The 26,118-nt window shown below is 71.9% G+C and carries 22 protein-coding genes; 5 read left to right on the forward strand and 17 right to left on the reverse strand.

Going from position 1 to position 26,118, the window contains the following annotated elements:
* Positions 1-8: 8 nt before the first annotated feature.
* The 7 genes from GTY47_RS32610 to GTY47_RS32640 are packed head-to-tail and all read right to left on the reverse strand — an operon-like array spanning position 9 to position 6,536.
* Positions 9-611: a hypothetical protein gene (locus GTY47_RS32610; protein WP_102514920.1), complete on the reverse strand. Its 603-nt coding sequence runs from the start codon at positions 609-611 to the stop codon at positions 9-11.
* Entirely contained in the window at positions 608-1,468 is an 861-nt protein-coding gene (locus tag GTY47_RS32615) for a carbohydrate ABC transporter permease (RefSeq protein ID WP_010043290.1), read from the reverse strand. The genes GTY47_RS32610 and GTY47_RS32615 overlap by 4 nt, the downstream gene beginning before the upstream one ends.
* The gene (locus GTY47_RS32620) at positions 1,465-2,403 is read right to left on the reverse strand and encodes a sugar ABC transporter permease (RefSeq protein ID WP_010043291.1); all 939 of its coding nucleotides are present in this window, start codon (positions 2,401-2,403) and stop codon (positions 1,465-1,467) included. Before GTY47_RS32620 ends, GTY47_RS32615 begins: the two co-directional genes overlap by 4 nt.
* On the reverse strand, positions 2,400-3,683 hold the full coding sequence (locus GTY47_RS32625; RefSeq protein ID WP_029181408.1) for an ABC transporter substrate-binding protein: 1,284 nt from the start codon (positions 3,681-3,683) through the stop codon (positions 2,400-2,402). Before GTY47_RS32625 ends, GTY47_RS32620 begins: the two co-directional genes overlap by 4 nt.
* Before the next feature lie 59 nt (positions 3,684-3,742).
* Positions 3,743-4,504, reverse strand: coding sequence for a cupin (locus tag GTY47_RS32630; RefSeq protein ID WP_010043294.1), 762 nt, complete (start codon positions 4,502-4,504; stop codon positions 3,743-3,745).
* Entirely contained in the window at positions 4,498-5,424 is a 927-nt protein-coding gene (locus GTY47_RS32635; protein WP_010043295.1) for a PmoA family protein, read from the reverse strand. Before GTY47_RS32635 ends, GTY47_RS32630 begins: the two co-directional genes overlap by 7 nt.
* The gene (locus GTY47_RS32640) at positions 5,421-6,536 is read right to left on the reverse strand and encodes a Gfo/Idh/MocA family oxidoreductase (protein ID WP_010043298.1); all 1,116 of its coding nucleotides are present in this window, start codon (positions 6,534-6,536) and stop codon (positions 5,421-5,423) included. The genes GTY47_RS32635 and GTY47_RS32640 overlap by 4 nt, the downstream gene beginning before the upstream one ends.
* Before the next feature lie 350 nt (positions 6,537-6,886).
* Between GTY47_RS32640 and GTY47_RS32645 the strand changes: the two genes are divergently transcribed.
* Positions 6,887-8,437 carry an alpha/beta hydrolase gene (locus GTY47_RS32645; RefSeq protein WP_010043301.1) on the forward strand — a complete coding sequence of 517 codons (1,551 nt, stop codon included), beginning with the start codon at positions 6,887-6,889 and terminating at the stop codon, positions 8,435-8,437.
* Positions 8,438-8,524: 87 nt separating this feature from the next.
* Here the strand turns inward: GTY47_RS32645 and GTY47_RS32650 are convergent, their stop codons facing one another.
* The 3 genes from GTY47_RS32650 to GTY47_RS32660 form a co-directional block, all read right to left on the reverse strand.
* Complete coding sequence (locus GTY47_RS32650) at positions 8,525-9,016, reverse strand: hemerythrin domain-containing protein (RefSeq protein ID WP_029181409.1); 492 nt, start codon at positions 9,014-9,016, stop codon at positions 8,525-8,527.
* A gap of 92 nt (positions 9,017-9,108) precedes the next feature.
* A complete protein-coding gene (locus GTY47_RS32655; protein ID WP_010043305.1) occupies positions 9,109-9,279 on the reverse strand; it encodes a DUF5670 family protein in 171 nt (56 codons plus the stop codon).
* A 179-nt stretch (positions 9,280-9,458) separates the two neighbouring features.
* Entirely contained in the window at positions 9,459-11,357 is a 1,899-nt protein-coding gene (locus GTY47_RS32660; protein ID WP_029181410.1) for a hypothetical protein, read from the reverse strand.
* 300 nt (positions 11,358-11,657) lie between these two features.
* Here GTY47_RS32660 and GTY47_RS32665 point away from each other — a divergent pair, with 300 nt between their 5' ends.
* The 4 genes from GTY47_RS32665 to GTY47_RS32680 all read left to right on the forward strand — a co-directional run bounded on the left by GTY47_RS32665 (position 11,658) and on the right by GTY47_RS32680 (position 16,911).
* Positions 11,658-13,661 carry an NAD(P)/FAD-dependent oxidoreductase gene (locus GTY47_RS32665; protein WP_029181411.1) on the forward strand — a complete coding sequence of 668 codons (2,004 nt, stop codon included), beginning with the start codon at positions 11,658-11,660 and terminating at the stop codon, positions 13,659-13,661.
* Between the two features lie 235 nt (positions 13,662-13,896).
* Entirely contained in the window at positions 13,897-14,880 is a 984-nt protein-coding gene (locus tag GTY47_RS32670; RefSeq protein WP_029181412.1) for a tripartite tricarboxylate transporter substrate binding protein, read from the forward strand.
* Entirely contained in the window at positions 14,877-15,416 is a 540-nt protein-coding gene (locus tag GTY47_RS32675; protein ID WP_010043311.1) for a tripartite tricarboxylate transporter TctB family protein, read from the forward strand. Before GTY47_RS32670 ends, GTY47_RS32675 begins: the two co-directional genes overlap by 4 nt.
* A 1-nt stretch (position 15,417) precedes the next feature.
* On the forward strand, positions 15,418-16,911 hold the full coding sequence (locus GTY47_RS32680) for a tripartite tricarboxylate transporter permease (RefSeq protein WP_010043312.1): 1,494 nt from the start codon (positions 15,418-15,420) through the stop codon (positions 16,909-16,911).
* A gap of 55 nt (positions 16,912-16,966) precedes the next feature.
* Here GTY47_RS32680 and GTY47_RS32685 read toward each other — a convergent pair whose 3' ends face one another.
* The 7 genes from GTY47_RS32685 to GTY47_RS32715 all read right to left on the reverse strand — a co-directional run.
* Positions 16,967-18,898: a DUF2264 domain-containing protein gene (locus tag GTY47_RS32685; protein WP_010043313.1), complete on the reverse strand. Its 1,932-nt coding sequence runs from the start codon at positions 18,896-18,898 to the stop codon at positions 16,967-16,969.
* Between the two features lie 22 nt (positions 18,899-18,920).
* Positions 18,921-19,976, reverse strand: a complete 1,056-nt coding sequence (locus tag GTY47_RS32690; protein WP_040903583.1) for a LacI family DNA-binding transcriptional regulator — start codon at positions 19,974-19,976, stop codon at positions 18,921-18,923.
* A 43-nt stretch (positions 19,977-20,019) separates the two neighbouring features.
* Entirely contained in the window at positions 20,020-21,669 is a 1,650-nt protein-coding gene (locus tag GTY47_RS32695) for an extracellular solute-binding protein (RefSeq protein ID WP_010043323.1), read from the reverse strand.
* Between the two features lie 17 nt (positions 21,670-21,686).
* Positions 21,687-22,574: a carbohydrate ABC transporter permease gene (locus GTY47_RS32700; protein WP_010043325.1), complete on the reverse strand. Its 888-nt coding sequence runs from the start codon at positions 22,572-22,574 to the stop codon at positions 21,687-21,689.
* The gene (locus GTY47_RS32705; RefSeq protein ID WP_029181413.1) at positions 22,571-23,425 is read right to left on the reverse strand and encodes an ABC transporter permease subunit; all 855 of its coding nucleotides are present in this window, start codon (positions 23,423-23,425) and stop codon (positions 22,571-22,573) included. Before GTY47_RS32705 ends, GTY47_RS32700 begins: the two co-directional genes overlap by 4 nt.
* A 202-nt stretch (positions 23,426-23,627) precedes the next feature.
* Positions 23,628-24,911, reverse strand: coding sequence for an iron uptake transporter deferrochelatase/peroxidase subunit (gene efeB / locus GTY47_RS32710; protein WP_029181414.1), 1,284 nt, complete (start codon positions 24,909-24,911; stop codon positions 23,628-23,630).
* A gap of 47 nt (positions 24,912-24,958) precedes the next feature.
* On the reverse strand, positions 24,959-26,118 hold a 1,160-nt coding region (locus tag GTY47_RS32715; protein WP_010043330.1), incomplete at its 5' end, for an EfeM/EfeO family lipoprotein.

The raw sequence follows: 26,118 nt of genomic DNA on the forward strand, positions 1-26,118 counted from the left end.
ACTCTTGGCTACTCCAGGAGAACAGCAGCCGACCGGCGTACGTCGACGGCGGTGAGCGCGAGGGCCAGCGGCCCCGGCGCCAGGAAGGCCAGGGGCAGGAGCATCCAGGCGCACAGCGCGGCCGTCGTCACGGCGAGCAGGACCAGTCCGCTGCCGCCCACGTCCGCCACGGCGTCCCGGGCGGCCCCGCGCACCGCCGCACGCCAGTCGGTGAGCGACTCGGGGCGGGCGCAGGCCCGCAGGCCGACGACCGCCGCGCAGGCACCGATGACGGCGGCGGCCACCGCGAACAGCGGCGCCCCGGGCAGCCCCGCTCCGGCCAGCGCCAGATCGGCCGCGAGCAGCAGCAGCCCGGCCAGGGCGACGGCCCCCGCCAGCAGGTCACCGGCCCGCAGCCGTCGCCGCAGCAGGACCAGGTACCGCCCGGCCGTGACGGGCCGGTCCTGTCCGGCGCCGCGCAGTACGGCGCACGCCGTCGAGAGCGCGGCCGGTGCGGTCACCAGCGGCAGACAGGCCACCGACGTGGCGAGGCCGACGCTCAGCACGTCCGCGAACAGCGTCATGCGCGGCCCGAACACCTCACCGGCCTCACGTGTCCGCATCCCGCTCACCCCTTCAGTCCGGAGCTGGCCATGCCCTCCACCAGGAACCGCTGGAAGGCGAGGAAGAACAGCACGATCGGCAGCAGCGCGATCACCGACATCGCGAACATCGGGCCGAACGCGGAGGTGCTGGAGGCGTCCACGAAGGAGCGCAGCGCGAGGGTCAGCGTGAACTTGTCCGGGTCGAACAGGTAGATGAGCTGCGTGAAGAAGTCGTTCCAGGTCCAGATGAAGGTGAAGATGGCGGTGGTGATGAGGGCCGGCCGGGTGAGCGGCAGCACGACCTGGAAGAAGCTGCGGAAGGGTCCGCAGCCGTCGATCCGGGCGGCCTCCTCCAGTTCGCGTGGCAGGCCGCGCATGAACTGGACGATGAGGAAGACGAAGAACGCCTCGGTGGCCAGGAACTTCGGCAGGATCAGCGGCCAGTAGGTGTTCACCAGGCCGAGCTGGTTGAAGATGATGTACTGCGGGATCAGCACCGCGTGGTGCGGCAGCATGATCGTGGCGATCATGAAGGCGAACAGCGGGCCGCGCAGCCGGAACCTGAGGCGTGCGAAGGCGTAGGCGGCGAGCGAGCAGCTGATGACGTTGCCGAGGACCGCGCCGCCGGCGATCAGCAGGGAGTTGCCCAGCAGCCGCCAGATGGAGACGTCGTTGACGCCCTCCAGGGCGGTGGAGTAGTTCGACCACTCCAGGTGGCTGGGCAGCAGGTTGAGGCTCGCGATGACCTCGTCGGCGGGCTTGAGCGAGGTGGCCAGCAGCCACGCCAGCGGGTACAGCATGACCAGCAGCGCGGCCAGGCAGCCCAGGTGGACGGCGATCCGCCCCCAGCGGACGGGCTTGTGGGCAACAGCGGTCGAGGTCATCGGTCCCCCTCGGAGGCGTAGAAGACCCAGGAGCGCGAGGTGCGGAACAGCACTGCCGTGACCACACCGATCACGAGGAGCAGCACCCAGGCCATGGCGGAGGCGTAGCCCATGTGGGAGGCGACGAAGCCGCGGTCGTAGAGGTACATGGTGTAGACGAGGGTCGAGTCGGCGGGCCCGCCCTTGCCCGCGCTGACGGCGAAGGCGGGCGTGAACACCTGGAAGGCCTGGATGGTCTGCAGGACCAGGTTGAAGAAGAGCACCGGGGACAGCATCGGCACGGTGACGGACAGGAACTGCCGCCATTTCCCGGCCCCGTCGACCGCCGCCGCCTCGTACAGCTCGGCGGGTATCTGCTGCAGGCCGGCGAGGAAGATGACCATCGGTGCGCCGAACTGCCACACCGTCAGCAGGGCCACGGCGAGCAGGGCCCAGCCGGGCTTGTTGACCCAGCCGCCGGTGCCCAGCAGGTTGTCCACCGTGCCGCCGTCGTTGAAGACGGCCCGCCAGACCAGGGCGATGGACATGGACGCGCCGAGCAGCGAGGGCGCGTAGAAGGCGGAGCGGTAGAAGGCCTTGCCGCGCTTCATGCCCTTCAGCGCGAGCGCGACGACGAGGGCGAGGGCCAGTTGCAGGGGCACGGCGATGACGACGTAGGTCAGGGTCGTCACGACCGAGCGCCAGTAGCGGGGGTCCTCGGTGAACATCTGCACGTAGTTGCGCAGGCCCACCCACTTCGGCGGGTTGAACAGGTCGTAGTCGGTGAAGGACAGGTACAGCGACACGGCCATCGGCAGCAGCGTCAGGACGATCGCTCCGAGGACCCAGGGCGAGAGGAACACCCAGGCGGCGCCCTCGCGTTCGCGCTTTGGGCGGCGTTTCGGGGCGGGGGCGGGGGCGCGCTTGGCCTCCGCGGGGATCGCGGTGGTGGTCATGACCTCAGCTCCGCCTTCGCCTCGGTGATGTAGTTCTCGGCCGCCTCGCGGGGCGACATGCGCGCGTAGGACACCTGGTCGTAGTCGCGCTGGAAGGTGCTCTGCAGGGCGTTGTCGCCAGCGGGCGGGGCCTGGGGCGGGTCCTTGAGCTTGCCCTCCAGGGACGCCTGGAAGTCGGCGATGGTCTTGTCGAAGTCCTTGAGCTGCGGGCCGATCTCGTCGCGGACGGTCTCGTTGACGGGGATGCCGCGGCTCGCGCCGAGGATCTTCGCGGCCTGCCGGTCGTTGATCAGGAAGTCGACGAGCTGCGCCGCCTCCTTCGGATGGGCGGTGTTGGCGGAGACTCCGACGAACATGGACGGCTTGAAGTACTGGCCGGGTGTGCCGTCCTCGCCGGACGGCATGGGGGCGAGCGCGACGCCGCCCTTGACGAGGGCGAGGAAGCCGCTGGCCGGGGCGTCCCAGTTGGCGTCGGTGACGGACTTGCCGCGTCCCAGTGGGGTGTTCTCGACGGAGCCGTCGAGCTGGGTGGTCTGCTCGGCGGGCGAGACGGCGCCCTCGCGGCGCAGCTTGTCGGTGAAGGTCCACCAACGGGTGAGGTCGTCGGCGGTGAAGCCGAGCCCGCCGTCCTCGGTGTAGAGGGCCTTGCCCTGCCCGCGCAGCCAGACCTCGAAGGCGTCCTCGCTCTGGCCGGGGTCGGTCGCCCCGGGCTTGCCGGTCTTCTCGGCCAGGGCGCGCATGGTGTCGGCCCACTGGCTCCAGGTCCAGCTCTTGCCGGGGAGGGGCACGCCCGACTTCTTCCAGGTCTCGACGTCGTAGGCGACCGTCTCGGTGCCGCGGCCCTGCGGGATCGCGTACTGCACGTCGTCCACACGGCCGGTGGCGAGCAGACCCTGGTCGATCTCGGAGGTGCGCAGGACGGACCTCTGCTTCGACAGGTCGAGCAGGACACCACCGGAGGCGTACTGGTCGATCTGGCGGTAGTCCAGTTGCATCACGTCCGGCGCGTCACCGCCGGCGGCCTGGGTGGCGAGCTTCTGCTTGTAGGCGTCGTAGCCGGAGAACGACGTCGTCACGTCGACGTTCGGATGCTGTTTCTCGAACAGCGCGACGGCCTGCTCGGTGCGTTCCGCGCGGTCGGGGTTGCCCCACCACGTGTAGCGCAGCACGACCTTGCCGCCGCCGGCCGATTCCCCGGATCCTCCGCAGCCCGCCAGCACGGCACACAGTGCCAGTGCGGCGGCCGACGCGCAGAACCCCTTTGTCCTGTGTCGTGGCATGCCGAGGTCACCTCTTCCTTTCCTCGGACTCTCTGTCGGCCCCCCTCCCCCCTGCTTCGTCACTCGCTCCGGTACGGCAGCGTCGTCCCGGGGAGGTTGTACTCGTCCCGCCGGCCGCACATGCCGAAGCCGCCGAGCCGGGTGGGCGCGGCCTCGTAGGCGGTGGCCTCGCCGAGGTAGGCGGGCTCGCCGCCGGCCAGTGCGTCGAGCTGGGCTCCGGTGCGTTCGGCGGTGGCCAGGGCGCCCGCCCGCCACAGGTCGCGCCAGGTGGGCACCTTGTCGCGCACGATGCGGGCGGCGGCCCGCTGGAACTCCAGGTACGGGCCGTTGTCGCCGGCGACGAGCGCCTCGCGCAGGGCGAGGTAGCCCTCCACGGCGAGGTCCCTGCGGCGTCGGGCGGCCGCCGCCGTCTCCGGTCCCGTGCCGGGCGGCAGGGTGGCCGCGGCCGCGTACTTCTCGGGGTCGGCGAGCACCTCGGGCGGGAAGGTGAACACGGCGTCCCCGGCCTCGGGCAGGCCGCTGTTCTGCATCAGCACGGTGATGCGCAGATCGCCGCCCTGCACCATGCGGTGCACGGTGCCCGGTGTGAACCAGGCGATGGATCCGGGCGCGAGGGGGATGTCCCGGTAGCCGTCGGGGCTGAGCGTCTGGACCGCTCCCCGGCCGCCGGTGACGACGTACGCCTCGGTGCAGACCAGGTGCAGGTGCGGGCTGCCGCCGCAGACTCCGTCGGCGGCCTCCCAGTCGTAGGCGCTCAGATGGGACAGGCCGATGGCGCCGGGCAGCGGGTGCGGCAGGGCGGGCTTGGCGTCGCTCACCACGGCAGGCCCTCCAGGTGGGTGCCGACCCGGTCGCGGTCCCAGGCGCCGTCGGCGACGACGAGCCGGTAGCGGAAGGCGAAGGACTCGCCGGGCGGGAGCTCGAACTCCTCGAAGAACGCCCAGGAGAAGGCGACCGTCGGGAAGGGCTCGGAGCGGACGAACCAGTGCGACTCGTGGATCGCCGAGGTGTCGTCGAGGTTCTCGGGCGCGTGCGCGAAGACGAGGGTGGAGTGGCCGTCGACGTCGTCGTGCTCGGTGGTGAAGGCGAGCCAGGGGCCCTGGCTGCCCATCAGCTTCCCGGCGTCGGCGTCGGTGTCCGGGGCGAAGACCGTGCCGCCGGTGAAGTCGCGCGGGCCGCGCCACTGGAGTCCGGTGTAGCCGGCCATCTCGCGGCCCGCGGTGGTCGGGGAACCGAAGGCCAGGGGCTCGGAACGGACGTTGGTGAGGCGGATCGACCAGTCCAGGGCCCAGGCGCCGGCCTCCTCGTCCACCGAGTGGACGGTCAGCCCCCGCACCTCACGCGCCCACTCCGCGCCGCCGTTCTCGACCCAGGTGAGGTCCTCGGTGAAGGCGAGGCGGTCGTCCTCGACGGTGAACGCGGAGAAGCCGTCGTGCCGCATGGAACCGACGCGCTCGGGCAGCGGGAGGTAGCCCTGGCCGTGGACGTAGCAGTTGCCGCCCCAGAAGTTCTGGCCGGACAGATGGCTCGCGGTCATCTGGAGGCCCTTGTGCCAGCGGTGGTCGTTCGGTCGGTAGCCGGTGACCGTGCGGCCGGACAGGGTGCGCACCGGGTGGGCGTAAGGCTTGCGGGACTCGAAGGGGTTCGGGTCCGGGCGGTAGACGTAGCGGAGGATCTCCGTGCCGTTCGCCGCCGTGACGGCGATGTCCTCGCCGTGGGTGTGGGTGACTCGGATGCTCATGCGCGCTCCTTGGGGGCCCAGTCGGGGTACTCACCGTGCATGGCCTCGTAGAAGGGGTCGCCCGGGCCGATCTCTCCCGCGTGCACGGAGCGGCCGGTGAACGCCGCCTTGTAGAGGGCGGCGGCGAACTCGAGGGTGGCGCGGGCGTCCTGGCCGCTGCCCGGTGGTCGGGTGCCGTTGTCGTAGGCGTCGAGGAGTGTGCCCAGCTGGGCGGTGTGCGAGCTGGGCACGTCGTTCGCGGGGGTGCGCCAGGCGGTGGCCCGGTCGGAGCCGACGTGCGGGGCGGGGGTGTAGACCCAGCTGTCGTTGGTGTGGCCGTACAGGTGGGTGAGCTCGACCGTGGCGTCCGCGCAGTCGATGCGGATACGGCTCACCTCGTCCGGCGAGAGCACGCTGTTGACGACGGTGGCGAGGGCGCCGCCGCGGAAGCGGACCAGCGCCGTGGAGACGTCCTCGCTCTCGGTGTCGTGGACGAGCCGGGCGGCCATGGCGCTGATCTCCTCCCACTCGCCGAGCAGGTGGAGCAGCAGGTCGTACTGGTGGATGCCGTGGCCCATGGTCGGCCCGCCGCCCTCGCTGGCCCACTTGCCGCGCCACGGCACGGCGTAGTACGCCGCGTCCCGGTGCCAGGTGGTCTGGCAGTGCGCGACCAGCGGTGCGCCCAGCTCACCGCTGGTGATCAGCTCGCGGGCGTGCACCGCGCCGGATCCGTAGCGGTGCTGGAAGACGACCGCCGCGTACGCCCCGGAGGCCTCCTCGGCGGCGGCGATCTCGTCGTACTCGGCGAGCGAGAGGGTGAGCGGCTTCTCGCACAGCACCCAGGCGCCCGCCTTGAGCGAGGCCACCGTCTGGTCGCGGTGCAGGGCGGGCGGCGTCCCGATGAGGACCAGGTCGGGGCGTACGGCGTCCAGCATCGCCGCCACCGAGGTGTACCCGGCGACCGAGCCGCCGGCCAGCTCGCGGAAGGCATCGAGGCGCTCCTGGTCGACGTCGACGGCGGCGACCAGTTCCACCCGGTCGGAGTGGGCCCGCAGCGCGGGCAGATGACTGCCGCTGACGATCGCTCCGGTGCCGACGACGGCCACGCGGCGGCGGGTGGGGGACAAGGACATGCGGCGCTCCTCGGACGGCCGGCTGACACACGCTGGGACAGCACTTGGAAAGCGCTTGCACCCGGAAGGCGACCCTAGGCGTGAGCGAATGTCTGGACAACCCCCCTGCACCGACCTGCACAAGGTCTGCCCGAGCATTCTCCCAGCTCGGGGGTGGATTCCGTTGGGTGTCACCACCATGGAAACGGGATTCCCCCGCCGCTGCGCTGGGGCTGGCCCCACCTCTGAGCGGCTGCCAGCCGGAGTGACCGGACGGCGGCCCGTCCCTAGCGTTCTGTCGCACCACCCCCCTTCCTCGGCATGTCCCTGCCAGGAGCGAGGGGCATCGTCGACAGAAAGGACCTCCACCCGTGTCATCCCGCTTCCCGGGAACCGCACGACGAGCCGCCCTCGCCCTGACGGCCACCGGTCTCGCCCTGACGGCGCTGCCCGCCACGGCCGGCGCGAGTCCCGGCTCCGACCCCCTCGCCCGCTACCACGACCAGCGCCTCACCTGGAAGAGCTGCGTGCTCGGACCGGACGACACGACCGGCAAGGAACTGGAGCAGGCGGGCGCCCGCTGCACTGACGTGACCGTCCCGCTCGACTACGCCGACCCCGGCGGCCGGACGATCACCGTCGCGATCTCCCGGATCCGCGCCACCGACACCGACCGCCGTGTCGGCCCGCTGCTGCTGAACGGGGGCGGGCCCGGCGGGCAGACGCTCGGTGACCCACCGTGGGTGCGCAAGGCGATGAAGGACGTCGCCGCCCGGTACGACGTGGTCGGCGTGGACCCCCGTTTCGTGGGCCGCAGCACACCGCTGGACTGCCGCTGGCCGACCGGCTCGGCGTGGCGCGGGGCGGGTGGGGACCGGGCCGGCTTCGACCGCGTGGCCGCGTTCTCGAAGGACCTCGCCGAGCGCTGCCGCACCGACGCGGGCGACGTCCTCCCTCACGCCACCACCCGCAACACGGCCCGCGACATGGACGTCGTCCGGGCCGCGCTCGGCGAGCAGCGGATCTCCTACCTGGGCTACTCGTACGGCAGTTACCTCGGCGAGGTGTACACCACGATGTTCCCCGGCCGGACCGACCGGGTCGTCCTGGACGGTGTGATCGACCCGGACCGGTACGGGCCCCGGCTGCTCAAGGGCGTCGAGCGGGCCAACCGCCGCGCGCTGGAGGGCTGGGCCTCCTGGGCCGCCGCCCGCGAGGCGACGTACGGGCTGGGCCGCACCCGGGGCGAGGTGCTGGCGACCGTGGAAGGCGTCCGGAAGGCCGCGGCCCGCACACCGCTCCGGCTCGGCGATCACCGGCTCGACGAGCATGTGATGCCCATGGTCGCCTTCAACGGCCTGTCGCAGCACAACGACGCCGCCTACGGGGACTTCGCGCAGGCCGTCCGGGACATGCTGCGGGCGTCGCGGGGGCAGCGGGTCACGCCCTCCCCGTGGCTCGCCGGGGTGCTCGCCTTCGTGCTCACGGACACCGACTCCCACTACGGCAGCGTGCAGACGGCGATCCTGTGCGGCGACGGCGCCGCTCCGCGCGACCCGGAGGTGTACTGGCGCGACGTGCAGCGCACCCGGGCGCAGGACCCGCTCTTCGCGCCCGTCACGCAGAACCTCGGCCCGTGCGCGTTCTGGGACCGGCCGCGCGAGCGTCCGACCACGATCCGGGACGACCTGCCGGCCCTGCTGGTGAACGCCACCGGGGACCCACGCACCGACTACGACGGCGCCCGGGCGGTCCGCGACCTGTGGCCCTCCTCACGCCTGGTCACCCTGAAGGGGGCCGACCAGCACGCGGTGTACGGCGTCTACGGGTCGGCCTGTGTCGACGACGCGGTCAACGCGTACCTCGCCACGGGGCGGCTGCCGTCGCGGGACATCGGCTGCGCGGCGGCCGCGGGCCGGTAGTGCGCACGGCGGAGCCCGGACCGATCCAGGTCCGGGCTCCATCAGCCGGTGTCTGCGGGGGCGGTCACCGGGACCGGCCCGCTCGGGTCACGACTCCACGATCTTGCGCACGTTCTCCACGGAACCGCAGCCGGCCTTCAGCTGACGCTCCCGCTCCTGCGCGAACGCCCGGCCCAGCTCCTCCCGGCGCTCCATCGCCACGTTCTCCCGTGCGCCGTTGAGGATGGTGCGCTCCTCCTCGTCGGCGTGGTGGGTGACGGCCTCCACCAGCTCCTCGAGCTTCGAGTCCCACTCCTCGGAGCCGACCTCCTCGACCTCGAGGAGTTCCAGAAGGGCCTCGTTGCCCTCGTCGTGCTCGTGCTCGCCGTGCTCGACCTCTTCGTCGTCGATGTTCTTGTACCGCTTGAGCGCCGGATAGACCTTGGCCTCCTCGGCCTGCGCGTGCGCGATCAGCAGATCCGCGAATTCCCGTAGCGCGCCCGCCCGGTCGGCTTCGACGCTCCGCATCTGACGGAAGAGGTCTTCCATGCGCCGGTGGTCATGAAGAATGAGTTCTACGACATCTTGTGTATCGGCCATGGAAGAGGAACGCCTTTCCCAGGAGAATTCAGGGTCACTTTCGTCTACCCCATTCCTGACGTCTTGTTCGCCACAGGTGACGGTCTGCCGGTCTACCAGCGATACCAGCGGCCCTTGCGGCCACCACTGTCCGCGGTGCGCAGCACGAAGCCGAGCAGCCAGAGGACCAGCACGATCACCGCGATCCACCACAGGGCCTTCAGCGCGAAGCCCGCGCCGAACAGGATCAGAGCCAGCAGCAGGACGAGAAGCAGGGGAACCATAGTCATCAACCTCCGCTCCTTCTGGTGCCCTGCCCACCGGCGAACACACAGTCGAATCTCCTTGTTTCTTCAGCCGGATCAGGAGCACTTGGATTACTTTGGCCGCGCGGCGGCACCGAGACCGGGATGTTCATCGATCTCCGAGTAATCGGAACGTCGGTCGGCGCACCGGCCGAAGGTCAGTCCCTGCCGACGACGATCACCTCGTCCTCGGCCGCCCAGCCGCGTCGCTCGGCTTTCGGCGGGTTGATCCGTACCCCGTAGCCCGGACTCGTCGACGCGTCGTCGTGGCTTCGGTAACCGATGGCGCATTCGCCGCGCTGACGTGCGGCGGCCACGACGGTGGCGAAAGTCGTCTCGCACCCGGGCAGCACGTAGTCGCCGGCCGGCCGCAGGCGGATTCCGGTGCCGTCCGCGGAGAACAGCTCCTCGAACACCGCCGCCAGGTGCCGGTTCTGGGAGATCTGTGCCATGAGCAGGCCGATGAGCTTGCCGCTGATGATCACGTCCGCTCCGGGCCCGATGGGGGCCAGCGCCCGGTTGCGGTCGTCGATCAGCTCGGTGACGACGGGGAGTTCGCGCCCGGTCGCTTCCTCCATCTGGCGCAGCAGCAGGAGCGTGACGAGCGTGTGGTTGTCGGGGTCCTCCGACGGCTGTCCCGGGCCGGGGTCCTGGCCGAGCACGATCACGCTGTCGTAGGAGTGCACGTCCAGACCTCGCAGGGTCTCGGGACGGGTGACGTCGCCGTGGTGCAGGGTCAGGGTCAGATCGGCGCCGTGCTGCGCGTCGGTCTCGTTCACCTGCCGGACCGTCGCCTCACCGCCGTCCGCGACCACGTCGACGGCCGACCCGGGCCGGGCGCGGCGGCGCAGCTGGTCGACCATGAGCGGCGCTCGGCGGTTCCAGCCGAGCAGGAGGACCCGCTCCGGTCGTGCGGGCGTCGGGGGCCCGGACGCCATCGCCGCCTTCTCGACCGAGTCCGCGCAGTCGGCCGGCCAGACCGTGTCGTCGTCGCGGGAGATGACGATGAGCAGGTCGCCCTCGGTGAGAGGCGTGTGCGGCGGCGGGTTCAGCAGAGGGCTGTCGCCGCGTACGATCCCGACGACGCTCGACGTCGGGTAGGACAACAGCGCGTCGCCGAACGGGCGGCCGGTCAGGGCCGGTTCGGTGACGAGGTAGAACTCGTCGCCGGCGAAGTCGAGAAGCTCCTGGTGGACGAGGGAGAGCCCCGGGCGGCGGGCGGCCTGGACGATCAGTTGGGCGGTGACGGTGTCGCTCTCCAGAACGACGCCGCCCGGCCCGGCGGCGAGCGTGGCGGCCAGCCGGTAGCGGTCGTCCCGGACGGCGGCGACGACGGGCGGACGCTCCCCCTCCCCGGGCAGGGCCGCCCGCAGCGCCAGCAGCGTCTTGACCACCTCGGCATCGGCGTCGGGCTCGTCGCGGGGCAGGACCAGCACGACACCGGCCGTCGCGGGGCTGGTCAGGGAGAGCACCGCCGGGTCGGTGGTGGGGCCGCTGCGGCAGATCAGCCGCGTACGGCCGACGGGGCCCACCTTGGTGCTGAGGGCCTCCTCCATGGCGGTCTTGTCCCGGTCGGCCAGCACCGCCACCGCCGCGCGCCGCTGGTTGGCGTTGGCGGCCACCAGCTCGCTCACCACCGTGAAGACCTGCTCCGACCATCCCAGGACCACGACGTGCCCGCGTTCCAGCACGGTGGAGCGGCCCCGCCGCAACGCGGTGAGCCGCTCCGTGAGCGCCGTGGTGATCAGGCCGACCAGCGTCGAGACGTACAGCAGGGCGACCAGGGCGAGCAGCACCGACATCGTCACGCGCAGCGGCGTACCGGTCTCGCCGCCCAGCCGCAGGGTCTCGCCGGTGAGGTGCCACACCGCCGCCAGCCGGCCCCTCACGGACTCCGGAGCACCGGGGTCGGTCCACACCACGACCGCGCTGGCCGGGACGACGACGGCCAGGCACAGCAGCGCCATCCAGCCGACGATCGCCGAGGCACCGCGGGCCAGCGTGCTGTCGAACCAGTAACGGGCTCGGTCGCCCAACGGAGCGCGCCGCTGCGCCACTCTTCCCCCTCCGTCGCCCCCGACTCTCCTGAGGCCGGGCGGCGCCGCGTACGCGATGCGCCGGGTGCGCCGCGTGGGCCGAAGGCCGGAGAGCACGGATGTGCATCCGCATGTCGCAGTGTGCGGGCACGGACGCGGCGGCAGAGGCGGTTCGCTCCGCATTCATTCCTTCGGGTTGCCCGCAGTCGCCGGCGCCGGCGACCCGCTGTGACGTCAGGGTTTGCGGCGGACTTCGCTCCTTCGGGTCAACGCCCGGGCGAAGGACGGCGCCCGGGCGGGGGCGCCAGTACAAAGGCCGCCATGACTGAAGATCACGCGGTGGTGCACTCGGACGGCGGATTCTCCCGGCGGAGCTTCGCGGCGGTGGCCGGTACGGCCACGGTGGCGACGGCCCTGACCGGCGGTGCCGCCACGGCCCTGCCCGCCCCGGCTGCCCCGGCTGCCCCGGGCGACAGGCGCGGCGCCGACGCCGACAAGTGCCTCGCCGTCGCCCGCGCACTGCTCGTACTGGACTCCGACAACCGTCCCCTCGTCCCGCGCTACCAGCACGTCCTCAAGAAGGGGCTGCCGGCTCAACGCCGCACGCGCCCCAGGAACGTCCTCGTCATCGGCGCCGGTCCGGCCGGGCTGGTCGCCGCCTGGCTGCTGAAGAAGGCCGGTCACCGGGTGACGGTCCTGGAGGCCAACGGCAACCGCGCGGGCGGACGCATCAAGACCTTCCGCACCGGCGGCCACGAGGACGCCGAGCAGCCCTTCGCCGATCCCCGCCAGTACGCCGAAGCGGGCGCGATGCGCATCCCCGGCAGCCACCCGCTGGTGATGGAACTGATCGACCAGTTCGACCTCAAGAAGCGGCGCTTCCACTACGTCGACGTCGACACCGAGGGGCGCCCCGCCGGCCGCACCTGGATCCACGTCAACGGCATCCGCGTGCGGCGCACCGACTACGCTCGCGCGCCCCGGCGCGTGAACCGGTCCTTCGGCGTCCCCAAGGCCCACTGGGACACCCCGGCCGCCGCCATCCTGCGCTCGGCGCTGGACCCCTTGCGCGACGAGTTCAGCTACGTCGACTCCGGCGGCAAGCGGGTCGACAAGCCGCTTCCGGAGCGGCTGCGGGGCTGGGCCCGCGTGGTGCGGCGGTTCGGTGACTGGTCGATGTTCCGCTTCCTCACCGAGCACGCCGGACTGGACGAGCGGACCATCGACCTGATCGGCACCCTGGAGAACCTCACCTCGCGCCTTCCGCTCTCCTTCATCCACAGCTTCATCGGCTCGTCCCTCATCAGCCCCGACACACCGTTCTACGAGTTGGAGGGCGGCACGGCCGTACTGCCGGACGCCCTGCTGGAACGCGTGCGCGAGGACGTGCGGTTCGACCGCCGGGTCACCCGCATCGAGTACCACCACCCCGATCGCCCCGCGCCGGACGCCGGACACGTCCGGAGCAAGGGCCCGCACGTGTGGGTGGACACCGTGTCCGAGGGCCGCGGCGGCCCGGTCGTGCGCGAGCAGTTCACCGCGGACGTCGCCGTGGTCACGGTGCCGTTCTCCGGCCTGCGCCACGTGCAGATCGACCCGCCCATGTCGTACGGCAAGCGCCGCGCGGTCTGCGAACTGCACTACGACAGCGCGACCAAGGTGCTGCTGGAGTTCAGCCGCCGCTGGTGGGAGTTCGACGAGGCCGACTGGAAGCGCGAGCTGAACGCCGTCGACCCGGGCCTGTACGACGCGTACCGCACGGGCCGCGCCGCCGCGGACGGCACCCTCCTCGGCGCCCATCCCTCGGTGCCCGGCGGGCACATCACAGCGGGTCAGCGCACCCACTACGCCGCCAACCGCGCGATCGCGCGCGACCAGCCGGAAGCGGTCGACGTCGTGGGCGGCGGCTCGGTGTCGGACAACGCCAACCGGTTCATGTTCCACCCCTCCCATCCCGTCGCGGGGAGCGCGGGGGGTGTCGTGCTGGCCTCCTACAGCTGGGCGGACGACGCGCTGCGCTGGGACTCCCTGGACGACGAGGCGCGCTACCCGCACGCCCTGTGCGGTCTCCAGCAGGTCTACGGCCAGCGCATCGAGGTCTTCTACACCGGCGCGGGACGCACGCAGAGCTGGCTGCGCGACCCGTACGCCTACGGGGAGGCGTCCGTGCTGCTGCCCGGGCAGCACACGGAGCTGCTCCCGGTCATCCCCCGGCGTGAGGGGCCTTTGCACTTCGCCGGTGACCACACGTCCGTCAAGCCGGCGTGGATCGAGGGAGCCGTGGAGTCCGCCGTGCGGGCCGCCCTGGAGATCCACACCTCGTAGGGGGCACTGAACCGCCACGCATGCGATGGCCCTGGCGCACCGGCGCCGGGGCCATTTCGCGCGGCGTGGTGCGGGCGCCGCACGCCGACGCCCCGGTGACCGCAAAGACCAAAACCTCCGTTGGTTCCGCAAGAGAGACAGCCCGTCGGCGCCCGGTGCAGCATGTGGCCCACGTCACCCTCCCCCACAGGGCCTTTACCTACCCGCAACGACGTACCGACAGGTGGTGGCACTCGTGCGCCTGCGCACCCCCCTCGCCCTGCTCGGGGCCGCCGTGCTCGTGCTCGTCGGACCACCGCTGCTGACCACCGGCAGCGGCTCCGAGACCGGCACACAGATCCCGGGCCTGCGTTTCATGGTCCCCAACACGCCCGGCGGCGGCTACGACATCACGGCCCGTACGGCCGCGAAGAACGCCGAGGACGCCGGACTGACCCACAACATCGAGGTGTTCAACCTGCCCGGCGCCGGCGGCACGGTCGGCCTGAGCCGGCTGGTGAGCGAGCACGGCAACGGCAAGCTCGCCATGTCCATGGGCCTCGGGGTCGTGGGCGCCGTCCGTTCCAACGACGCCCCGAAGACGCTCGGCGACACCACGCCGATCGCCCGGCTCACCGAGGAGCAGGACGTCGTCGTGGTCGCCAAGGACTCCCCGTACAAGACGATCGACGATCTCATCGGCGCCTGGAAGGAGAACCCGGGCAAGCTCCCGGTGGGCGGCGGCTCGTCGCCCGGCGGACCTGACCACCTGGCGCCGATGCTGATGGCGCGGGCCGCCGGGATCCCCCCGAAGCAGGTCAACTACATCCCCTTCGACGGCGGCGGCGAGCTGCTCGCGTCGATCCTCGGCAACAAGGTCGCGTTCGGTGTCTCCGGCGTCGGCGAGTACCTGGACCAGATCAAGGCGGGCGAGCTGCGCCTCCTCGCGGTCACCGGCCCCGAGCGCGTCGAGGGGCTGGACGCGCCCACGCTGAAGGAAGCCGGGTACGACGTGAACTTCACCAACTGGCGCGGCATCGTCGCCCCGCCCGGACTGACCGACGGGGAGCGCGGCAAGCTCGTGCGGCTGGTCGAGGAACTGCACGCCTCCGACGAGTGGCGGAAGTCCCTGGAGCAGAACGGCTGGGACGACGCCTTCCTCGCCGGTGAGGAGTTCGGCGCGTTCCTCGACGCCGAGGACAAGCGTGTGGTTTCGGTGCTGAAGGAGCTGGGACTGTGACGACGCAGACCACCGACATTCCCCCCGCGGAGCGCAGCGAGCAGCGCTCGTGGCTGCGGGAGCACTCCGAACTCGGCGTGTGCGCGCTGCTGCTGGTGCTGGGCGTGCTCGTCCTGACCGACGCGCTCACCATGGACGTCGACATCGCCCAGCGCGGCCCGGTCGGCCCGAAGACCGTGCCGGTCGTGGTCGGCGCGGGTCTGCTGGTGATCGCCGCGCTGCTCGCCGTGGACGTGCTGCGCGGCGGCCGGGGCCAGGCCGAGGGCGGTGAGGACATCGACCTGTCCGAGCCCGCCGACTGGCGCACGGTGCTGCTGCTCGCCGGGGTGTTCCTCGGCTCGGCCGTCCTGATCGAGCCGCTCGGCTTCCCCATCGCCGGCGTGCTGCTGTTCTGGGGTGCGGCGTTCGCGCTCGGCAGCCGCAGGATCGACCGCGATCCGGTCATCGCGGCCGGGCTGTCCCTCGTCACCTACGTCGTCTTCAACAACCTGCTCGGAGTGCCCCTGCCCGGCGGTCCGCTGATGGGAGTGCTGTGACATGGATGCCTTCAACTCCCTCCTGGACGGCTTCGGTACGGCCCTCACCCCGGTCAACCTGCTCTGGGCCGCGATCGGTGTGCTGCTCGGCACGGCGATCGGCGTGCTGCCCGGCATCGGCCCGGCGATGGCGGTCGCGCTGCTACTGCCGGTGACGTACGGGCTCGATCCGATCGGCGCGTTCATCATGTTCGCCGGCATCTACTACGGCGCTATGTTCGGCGGCTCGACCACCTCCATCCTGCTCAACACGCCCGGTGAGAGTGCGGCGGTGGTGGCGGCGATGGAGGGCAACCCCATGGCCAAGTCCGGGCGCGGCGCGCAGGCTCTCGCGGCGGCCGCCGTCGGACACTTCGCGGGCGGCCTGATCGGCACGATCCTGCTGGTCGCGCTTGCCCCGACGGTCGCCGAGCTGGCCGTGGACATCGGCGCGCCGGACTACTTCGCCATCATGGTGCTGGCGTTCATCGCGGTGACGTCGGTGCTGGGTTCGTCCCGCATCCGGGGCCTCGCCTCCCTGCTGATCGGCCTCACGCTGGGCCTGGTGGGCCTGGACCAGATGACCGGCCAGCAGCGTCTGACGTTCGGCTCGCTCCAACTGGCCGACGGCATCGACGTGGTGATCGTCGCGGTCGGCCTGTTCGCGATCGGCGAGGCCCTGTGGGTGGCGGCGCACCTGCGGCGCAGGCCGCCGGAGCCGATCCCGGTGGGGCGTCCGTGGCTGGGGCGCGGGGATGTGAACCGGACCTGGAAGTCGTGGCTGCGCGGCCCGTTCATCGGTTTCCCGTTCGGCGCGATCCCGGCGGGTGGCGCGGAGATCCCGACCTTCCTGTCGTACGTGACGGAGAAGCGCCTGTCCAAGCACAAGGACGAGTGGGGCAAGGGTGCGATCGAGGGCGTGGCCGGGCCGGAGTCGGCGGCCTCGGCCTCGGCGGCGGGCACCCTGGTGTCGATGCTGACCCTGGGCCTGCCGACCACGGCGGTCGCGGCCGTGATGCTGGCCGCCTTCCAGCAGTACGGCATCCAGCCCGGCCCGCTGCTCTTCGAGCGCGAACCCGACCTGGTGTGGGGCCTGATCGCCTCGCTCTTCGTCGGCATGGTGCTGCTGCTCGCGCTCAACCTGCCGCTGGCGCCGGTGTGGGCGAAGCTGCTGCGCATTCCGCGGCCGTATCTGTACGCCGGGATCATGTTCTTCGCGGCGGTCGGCGCGTACGCGGTCGGCGGTGAGGTGATCGACCTGGTGATCCTGCTGATCATCGGCCTGATCGGCTTCGGCATGCGCCGCTACGGCCTGCCGGTGCTGCCCGCCGTCATCGGCGTGATCCTCGGCCCGAACGCCGAGCAGCAGTTGCGGCGCGCGCTGCAGATCAGCGACGGCAGCGTGACGGGGCTGGTCAACACGCCGTTCTCGGTGACGGTGTACGCGGTGATCGTGCTGCTGCTGGCCTGGCCGCTGGTGAGGAAGGCGGTGACGCGCAGGCGCGTGGCGGCCTGACGCGGGCCCGACCGTGGGGGCGTGGCTCATCCGGGCCGCGCCCCCACTGCTTTGTTCACGGCACCCGCTCCCGCGTGCCGTCGGGGAAACGGATCTCCACGCTCCGGTCGGCTGCGACCCGGACCCGGGCCTCCTCGACCAGGGGGTGCGTCACCGGGTCGGCACTGAGCACGACCAGCGTCACCATCAGGCGGGTCCCACCGGGGTGGGACCGCAGCGTCAGGAACGGCGTCGCCGAGTGGCGCCCGTACGCGTTGCTCCCCGCGGCCACTACGATCGCCCCCTCGTCGTCACTCCACCCGTGCAGCCCGACGAGCGCGCTGGTCAGGCCGTCCGCGCGCCGGGCGAGTGCCCAGCCGGGGCCGGTCCGGGCGGCCGGTGGCGCGGTGTCGTCGGCGACGGCCCAGCCGCCCTCGCGTACGGGCGTGCCGGTGGGCGCGTCGACGCGGTGCACCCGGACCTCCCAGGGGCCGTGCACCACGCTGACCGTCTCGATGCGGTGGCCTTCTGTGTGGCCCGGCAGCAGGGCCCGGTGCCAGGAGGCGGCGCGGGGGCCTTCGACGCCGAGGGGGTGGATGCGCCCGCGGGGGGTGGGTGTGCCGTCGGGGGCGAGCAGGGCGATGTGGTTGTCGGGGCCGTCCGCCCGCGGGGCCGGTGGCGTCTCGGGAGCCGTGGCGCTGGAGTAGGCGAAACGGGCGTAGTGGGGGCTGTCATGGGCCGACGCGGGCGGGGGCAGGAGGCGGTCGCTGCCGTGGTTGACGAGCCGGACGATCCCGTCGGAGGCGGTGGAGTGCAGCAGCCAGCCCGGCGCCGGTAACGCGAGGCGCACGTCGGCCGTCTCCACCGGGCCGGGTTCCTCGGGCGCGGTCCAGACGGGGTGGTCGGCTGGCAGGAGCAGACCGAGGAAGGCCTTGCTCGCCCAGTATGGGGAGGCCGGGCCCGAGTACCGCTGGGTGACGGGGAGGAACGGCCCGTACCAGCCGAGCGTGAGCAGCCCCCGCTCGTCGGGCACACCCCGTTCGGCGAAGTGCTTGAGCGCGCCGGAGGCCAGGCGGCGGGTGCGGCCGGGCGGCAGCGGGGTGGCGTCGGCGAGGGCACCCGCCCACAGCGGGGCCGCCGTCGCGAACCGGTAGGTGAGCGAGCGGCCTTGGTGGACGGGGGCGCCGTCGGCGCCGAAGAAGTGCTGGTGGTCGTGGAGGAACGAGCGCAGGCGTCTGCGGTGCTCCGCCACCAGCCGGGGGTCGGTGCGCGGCCCCGCGATACGGGCCCACAGGACCGGGTACAGGTGCAACGCCCAGGCGTTGTAGTAGTCGAACTTGCGGCCGTCGCCGTCGGTGTACCAGCCGCCGCCCCGGTACCAGTCCTCCAGCCGTGCGAGGCCGGCGTCGATCTCGGTGCGGCTGTGCGGGGCGCCGACGGAGGCCAGGAACTCCTCGGTGATGACCTGGAACAGCCGCCAGTTGGAGTCGTTGACCACGGCTCCGACGAAGCCGCCGAGCCAGTCGGCGACCCGCTGCCGGACGCGGTCGTCGAGCCGGTCCCAGATCCAGGGGCGGGTCTCGTGCAGGGCGATCGCGAGGGACGCTGCCTCGACCATGGGCTGGGACCGGTCGGTGATGGGCGGCCAGCGGTCGGGGCTGCGCGGGTCGGTGCCGGCCGTGAGCCCGGCCGCGTACCGCTCGATCAGGCCGGGCACGCCCTGCCCGCCCGCACCGGCGATGCGGAACGCGGCCAGCAGGAAGGACCGGGCGAACCCCTCGAGACCGTCCGACCAGGGCCCGGAGTGGCTGGGCGGCCCGGGCAGCCGGTACTGGGCCAGGCCCGGGGAGGCGTAGGGCGTCAGGGCGTCGAGGAGACGGTCGGCGATCGCCTCCCAGTGGGCGCGGGTCCAGCCGGTGAGGGGCGAGGTCAGCGGGTCGGGGGGTGGCAGGTGCGGCAGGTTGGGGAGGTGCGTCGGGTCGGGGAGCGACACGTGCGGCGCGCTCATGCGGGTGCGGTTCCTCCGTTGGTCACAGGGCACGCCCGGGCGGGGGCGCGCCGACGCTGTCGCGTACGACGATGTGGGTGCCGAGCAGATGGTGGGCCCCGGCGGCGTGCTCCGGGTCGCGCAGCGCGATGCGCACGGCGGCGCGGCCGAGTTCCTCGGCGGGCGTGCGGACGGTGGTGAGGGGCGGGTTGAAGTCCTCGGCGAGCGGGATGTCGTTGTAGCCGACGACGGAGATGTCGCCGGGCACACGCAGTCCGGTGTCGGCGATGGCGCGCAGGGCACCGGCGGCGACCATGTCGTCCCCGGCGAAGACGGCCGTGAACTCCTCCGCGGATTCGAGGAGTTCGGTCATCGCGCGGTGGCCGGCGGCCCGGCCGAGTCCGCAGTCCACGACGTGTGCGGCCTCGGGCGGCAGCCCGTGCTCGGCGAGGGCGGCCCGGTAGCCGGCGACGCGGGCGTCGAGGGCGGTGTTGCCGGGCAGTCCGCCGAGGAAGACGATCCCGCGGTGGCCGGCCGAGAGCAGATGGGCGGTGATGGCGCGGGCCCCGGCCTCGTTGTCGAACTCGACGACGAGCGCTGGGATCTCCGGGTCGGGCGCGGGCCGGCCGCAGAGCACGAGCCGGGCTCCGGAGGAGTCGAGGGCGTGGGCGTAGTGGGCGACGCGCTCACGGTAGGCGTCGTCCTCGACGACCCCGCCGACCAGGATCACCAGCCGGGCGCCCTCCTCTCGCATGAGCTGCACGAACTCCATCTCGCGCTGTGCGTCGCCGCCGGTGGCGCCGACCACGCAGAGCCAGCCGCGGTCGGCGGCCTCCGCCTCCACGCCCTCGGCGACCTGGGCGTAGAAGGGGCTGGTGACCTGGCGGACCACGACGGCGGCCATCTTGCGGCCGCCGCCGACCAGGGCGCGGGCGTGCGCGTTGGCCACGTAGTCGAGGTCGCGGGCCGCGCGCAGGACCCGGGCCCGGGTCGCCGGGGGCACCGGGTGGTTGCCGCTGAGCGCGCGGGAGGCGGTGGCCGTCGACACGCCCGCCCGCTCGGCGACCTCGCGGATCGTGACCCGTCCCTTGGACACCATGTCGTTCCCCATCCCCCGCGTCTCCTGTTCCGCCCACCGCTGCTCAGGCGTTGGCCGCGTAGTCCTCGGCGTATTCCTCGGCCATTCTGTCGCCGCCCCGGCTCCGCCACTTCTTCACCGCCGCGTCCCATTCGGTCAGCGGCAGCCGTCCGGCGATGATGCCGGTGATGGTGTCGTCCAGGAACGTCTTGAGGGTGGCGCCCTGGGCGTTGTTCGTCGCGGACTGGAGCCCGAAGGAGGCGTCGCGGATGGCGTGCGGTACGACCTTCCGCTGCCAGGTGTGCAGGGCTCGCACGGCGTCGGGCATGCCGGGCACGAACAGCACCTGGGGGCCTTCGGCGAGGTACTTCAGCGGCAGGTTGGTGTTGTTCTCGACCTCGCCGAGCTCGGTGGGTTCGGGCGAGCCGTCCTCGCCGCGGGTGAAGTGGACGCCCTCGACGCCGTAGTGGACGAGTTCCCACTCCTCGCTGCCGAAGGGCGCGGCGAGGTAGTCGAGGATGCGCAGCAGCAGTTCGATGCGCTCCTTCCTGGCCTGCTTGAGGACGGTGTAGCCGAAGGAGCGGCGGGCGGCGACGGTGCCGCCGGGCTCGCCGCCGACGCTGTACGGCAGGGCCGCGGCGGGGCTCATCTTGCCCTTCGACTCCCGGTACTTGGGCAGGTAGGCGCCGAACCCGTCCTGCATGGAGCCGACGGTGCCGTTGTAGTAGAGGGTCGTCAGGTCGATCTGGGAGATGGACGTGGCGTCGGGGTGGTAGGAGCCGTTCCTGCGCAGCTGGGTCTGGAAGGCGATCGACGCCTTGTAGCGTTCGTCGGCGGCGGCCGGCAGGAAGGTGCCGTCCTTGGTCACGGCCCAGCGCTGGGGCGCGTTGTGGGCGGCGGAGTGGTAGGCGTTGCCGAACAGGGAGCCGTTGGCGGCGCCGAGCATGTACGTCCTGCCGCGGGTGCCCCGCCGGGCCACCGAGGTGAAGTCCTCGGCGGTCCAGCCCTCCGTCATGCCCGCGTCGGCGAACATGTCCTGGTTGATCCAGAGGGTCGAGCCGGGCAGTGGGCGTTCCAGCGGGATGCCGTAGATGCGGCCGCCGATGCGGCCCATGTCGCGCCAGGCGTGAGTGGGGATGCCCGCGAGGTTGGGGTAGTCGGCGATCGCGTCGCCGGAGAGGTACGGCGTGAGGTCCTGGGCGCGGCGCTGCACGAACTGCGCCTCACGGGGCAGGGTGAAGCCGGCGAACATGTTGATGATGTCGGGCAGGGCGTCGGCGTCGCCGGCCATGACCGTCGCCATCTTCTTCTGGTAGTCGGCCTGCGAGATGATCGTGTACTCGATCTTCACGCCGAGGGCCTTCTCGACGGCTGCCCAGAAGTGGTTCTGCGAGGCGGGCTTGGGCGGGGTGCCGAAGGAGACGGTCATGACGCGGATGGTGGAGCCGTCGCCCGGGGTGCGGGTGACGGACTTGACCAGGTCGGACGGGTAGGAGGTGTAGCCGGCCTGGACGCCGTCCTCGGTCGGGGCGAGGTCCGGCTCGGGTCCGGTCGCCGGGCGGTGGGCCGGCCAGGGGGCGAGTTTCTTGCCGGCGTTGGAGACGTCGCTGTCGCCGGGGTCCGAGGAGCACGCGGTCAGCAGACCGGGGACGGAGACGGCGGCACCGCCCACTGCCATGGAGCGCAGGAGGGTGCGTCGGGACATGCGGGGCATGGGTGAACCACCTCGTGTCAGCTCTTGATGGCGCCGGTGAGCACGCCCTTGGTGAAGTACTTCTGCAGGAAGGGGTAGACGAGCAGGATCGGCACGGTGGCGATCACGAGCACCGCCATCTGCACGGTCTGCGGAGCGGTGACGGTGGCCTCGCCGGTGGTCGCGTCGGTGAGTCCGGCACCGGCCACCACATAGGTGCGCAGCACCTGCTGGAGCGGCCAGTGGTCGCTCTCCAGATACAGCGAGGCGTAGAACCAGGAGTTCCAGTAGGCGACGGCGTAGAACAGGCCGACGACGGCGAGTGCGGCCTTGGACAGCGGCAGTACCACCGACACCAGCACCCGCCAGTCCCCCGCCCCGTCCAGCCGGGCCGCCTCGTACAGCTCCTCGGGGATCGACTGGAAGAAGCCGCGCAGGACGACCAGGTTGAACACGTTGACCAGGACGGGCAGGACGAGCGAGGCGTACGAGTCGAGCAGACCGAGTTCCTTGACGAGCAGGAAGCTCGGGATCATGCCGGGCGGGAAGAGGAACGTGAACAGCACCAGCAGCAGGACCGGTCTGCCGCCGAAGACGCCGGGGCGGGACAGCGCGTAGGCCAGGGTCACCGTGCAGGCGAGGCTGAGCAGGGTGCCGGCGATCGTCACGCCCGCGCTGACGCCGAGGGCGTGGGTGACGATGCCGCCGTCGAAGATGTCGCGGTAGGCGTCGAGCGTGGGCTCGCTGGGCCACAGCACCCAGCCGCCGTTGTCGACGACCTCCTGGGTGGACGCCAGCGAGGTCGACAAGATCACCAGGAACGGCACGCACACCAGCAGCACGACCGCGGCGAGGGCGAGGGCCTTCGCGGTCTGGGTGAGCGGCCGGGGCTTCTCCATCCAGCCGGGCCGGGCGGACGCGCTCACTTGTAGACCCCCTGTTCGCCCAGGCGGTGGGCGACCTTGTTGGCCGCGTAGACGAGGAGGGCGCCGACGAGCCCCTTGAACAGGCCCGCGGCGGCGGCGAATCCGTAGTCGCCGCCGACGATGCCCTGGTAGTAGACGAAGGTGTCGATGACCTCGGCCGTCTCTGGTCCGACCGCGTCGCGTTGCAGCAGCATCTGCTCGAAGCCGACGGAGAGGATGTCACCGAGCCGCATGATCAGCAGCAGCACGATCACCGGGCGGATGGCGGGCAGGGTGACGTGCCAGAAGCGGCGCCAGGGTCCGGCGCCGTCGATGGCGGCGGCCTCGTACTGCTGCTCGTCGACCTGGGCGAGCGCGGCGAGGAAGATGATGGTGCCCCAGCCGGCGTCCTTCCAGATGACCTGGGCGACGACGAGCGGCTGGAACGCGTCGGGGTTGCCGATGATGTCGACGGTGTGCAGACCGGCACCGCTCAGGCCGCTGTTGAGCAGGCCGGTGTCCCCCAGCACCTGCTGGAAGAGCGCGACGACGATCACCCACGAGATGAAGTGCGGCAGGTACGCGACCGATTGGACGATCCGGCGTACCGAGCTCCAGGTGAGGGTGTGCAGCAGCAGGGCGAGACCGAGCGGCACCGGGAAGTAGAAGACCAGCTGGAGGACGGCGATCCAGAGGGTGTTGCGGACGGAGTCCCAGAACGCCGCGTCCTCGAACATGCGCTGGAAGTTGCCGAGGCCCACCCAGGGGCTGCCCCACAGGCCGTCGAACGGCACGTACTCCTTGAACGCGATGACGTTGCCGACGAGTGCGCCGTAGTGGAACAGCAGGAAGTAGGCGACGCCGGGCAGCATGAGCAGGAACAACGCCCGGCTCTGAAAACCTTTACGCTTGCGCTGCACCCCATCGGAATCGCGTCGGCCCGGACTCGCCCCCTTCGCACCTGCTCGTTCCCGTAAGGCAGTTGCCACGGCTCCCCCTCACCTCGGCGTCTCCGGTGAAGGGAAGCTAAAACGTTTTCAGTGCGTGGTCAACACTTCTGACACGCACCGGACTTCACGCCGAGAGCAGCCCCCGGCCGAACCAGTCGGAGGACGAGCGCACGCCGGGCAGGGCGAAGAAGTAGCCGCCGCCGGTCGGGGAGATGTAGTCGACGAGGGGTTCGTCGATCAGCCGGGTCTGTGTGGCCTCGAACTGGCGCCGCACGTCCTGCTGGTAGCAGCAGAAGACCAGGCCCATGTCGAGGTCGCCGACGCTGTCGACGCCCCGGTCGTAGTTGTAACCCCGGCGCAGGATGCGGGAGTCGTCGGTCGCCGCGGTGCGCGGGTTCGCGAGGCGGATGTGGGCGTCGAGCGGGATGGCCGTGCCGTGCGGGTCCTTGGCGTAGTTCGGGCTGTCGGTCTCCTTGGCGCCGTCCAGCGGGGCACCGGTGTCCTTGCGCCGGCCGAACATCTGCTCCTGCTCGGTCAGCGAGACCCGGTCCCAGAACTCCACCAGCATCCGGATGATCCGGACGACCTGGTAACTGCCTCCGGTCGCCCAGCCTGGTTCGCCCTGCCCTTCGCCGACCCACACGAGGTGGTCCATCTCGCGGGCCGAGGCGACGTCCGGGTTGGCTATGCCGTCCTTGAAGCCCAGCAGGTTGCGCTGGGCGCCGCTGGGCCGGGGCTCGTTCTGGAAGCCGTCGACACGCCACCGGATCTGCATCGCGCCCCGGGTGTGCTTGGCGATGTCGCGCAGCGCGTGCAGCACGGTGTCCTGTCGTGCCGCGCAGATCTGCAGGGACAGGTCGCCGTGGCACTCGGCCGGGTCGAGGTTGTCGTTGGGGAAGGTGCGCATGGGCGTGAGCCGGCGCGGCTTCGCCTTGGCGAGTCCGTAGCGGTCGTCGAAGAGGGAGGCACCGACGCCGACGGTCACGGTGAGCGCGTCGGCCGGGACGACCGGCCCGAGGATGCCGTTGTCCGAGGGCGGGGCGCCGACGCCCAGGTCGGTGGGGGTGCCGCCGGCGGTGAGGAAACGGGCCCGCTGGGTCAGGGTCCGCAGCAGGTCGGCCAGTTCCCCGCGGTCGCCGGCGATGACGTCGAAGGAGACGAAGGCGGCGGCCTTCTGCTGAGGGGTGAGGATTCCGGCCTGGTGGGTGCCGTGGAAGGGCACGGCGGCGGCGTTCTGCACGTCGGACGCCCCGGCGGCCTGCGCGATGCCGCTGCCGGTCTCGGCGAGCGCCACGCCGCCGCCCGCGAGGACCGCGCCCGCGGCTCCGGCACCCAGGGCCGTCTTGACGAAGGAGCGGCGGCCGGCGTGGGCGGGGCAGCCCGGCGGAGGCGTGTCGGCGGACGGCATGGGGATGTTCCCTTCGGCGAGTTCGTCGTGCTGGCGGCGGCCGGTGCTCACGCGGACTTCCGGATCTCGAGCAGGTCCGGCACCGGCGACAGGTCTTCCAGGAGCTGCCCCGTGGCCCCGTCGATCCGGTCCTTCGCGGTCCGTCCGAGCCGGTCGACGGGGGTCCAGCGCCCGTCGCGGTGCTCGGCGTCGAGCAGCGTCCCGAGGCGCGCGATGTCCGCGTCGACCGTGGGGAGCAGATGCGGGGCCCGGGTGGTGAGCAACGGCCGGAGCACGGTGAGCAGTTCGCGCGTACCCGCGAGGTTGGCGTCGGCCGTGGCCAGTCCGGTGCCGCTGCCCTGGTCGGTGTCGCCGGTCAGCTCGAACTGGAGGGTGTTCTCCAGGATCTCGTGAGCGCGCAGGGGCAGGTCGGAGGGGTCGAAGTCCTGGTGCGGGAAAGCCTTTCGCAACCCGGCCGCGTCGGCGGCGAGTTGTTGGGCCGGGCCCTTGAGCTCACCGGCCGGCCGACCGTGCCACAGCCCGTACTCGATCAGGTGGAAGCCGGTGAAGTCCTTGTCGTGGACCCCACCCGGCAGACCGTCGGGCCGGCCGTTGATCTTCTGGTCGAAGTCCTCGAAGGTGCCGTAGGCGGCGCCGAGGGAGGCGTAGGTGCGGTGCGCGGTCAGCCAGTCGGCGCGTGCCGTGGCCAGGTGCCCGGCGCGGATGTCGTCGCTGAGCGTCCGGGTCTCGGTGACGAGGGTGGCCAGGCCACGGTTCACGTACGCCTTGTACGCCCGCAGCGGTCCCGCGAGATCCCGCTCGGAGACGGGGAGGACGGCACCGGCGCCGGCGGCACCGCCGACCCGGACCGCCTTGGAGGTGACGGCCTTGCCGTCGCTGGGGACACAGCGCCAGGCGTACGTACCGCCCGCCACGGTGGCGACGAGGTCCCGGGTGGTACCGGGGGCCAGGCCCTCGATCTCGCCGTAGACCGCGTTGGTGGCCGGGTCGATGAGGTACACCTCGGACGTCTGGTCGCCGGTGTTGCGCATCTGGAAGGTCCGCCGCCCCGGCTCGGGGGCGGTGAAGCCCTGACCGCAGTCCTTCGCGGAGACGGCGACCGTCTCACCCCCGGCGGGCTTGGGGCGTGCCAGGGCGACGACCAGTCCGGCCAGGACCGCGGGCACGGCGACCACGGCGACGGGGACGAGCCAGGCGGGGCGGGGGC

Origin of the sequence: Streptomyces sp. SID5464, from assembly GCF_009862985.1 — a bacterium.
Classification (GTDB): Bacteria; Actinomycetota; Actinomycetes; order Streptomycetales; family Streptomycetaceae; genus Streptomyces; species Streptomyces chartreusis_D.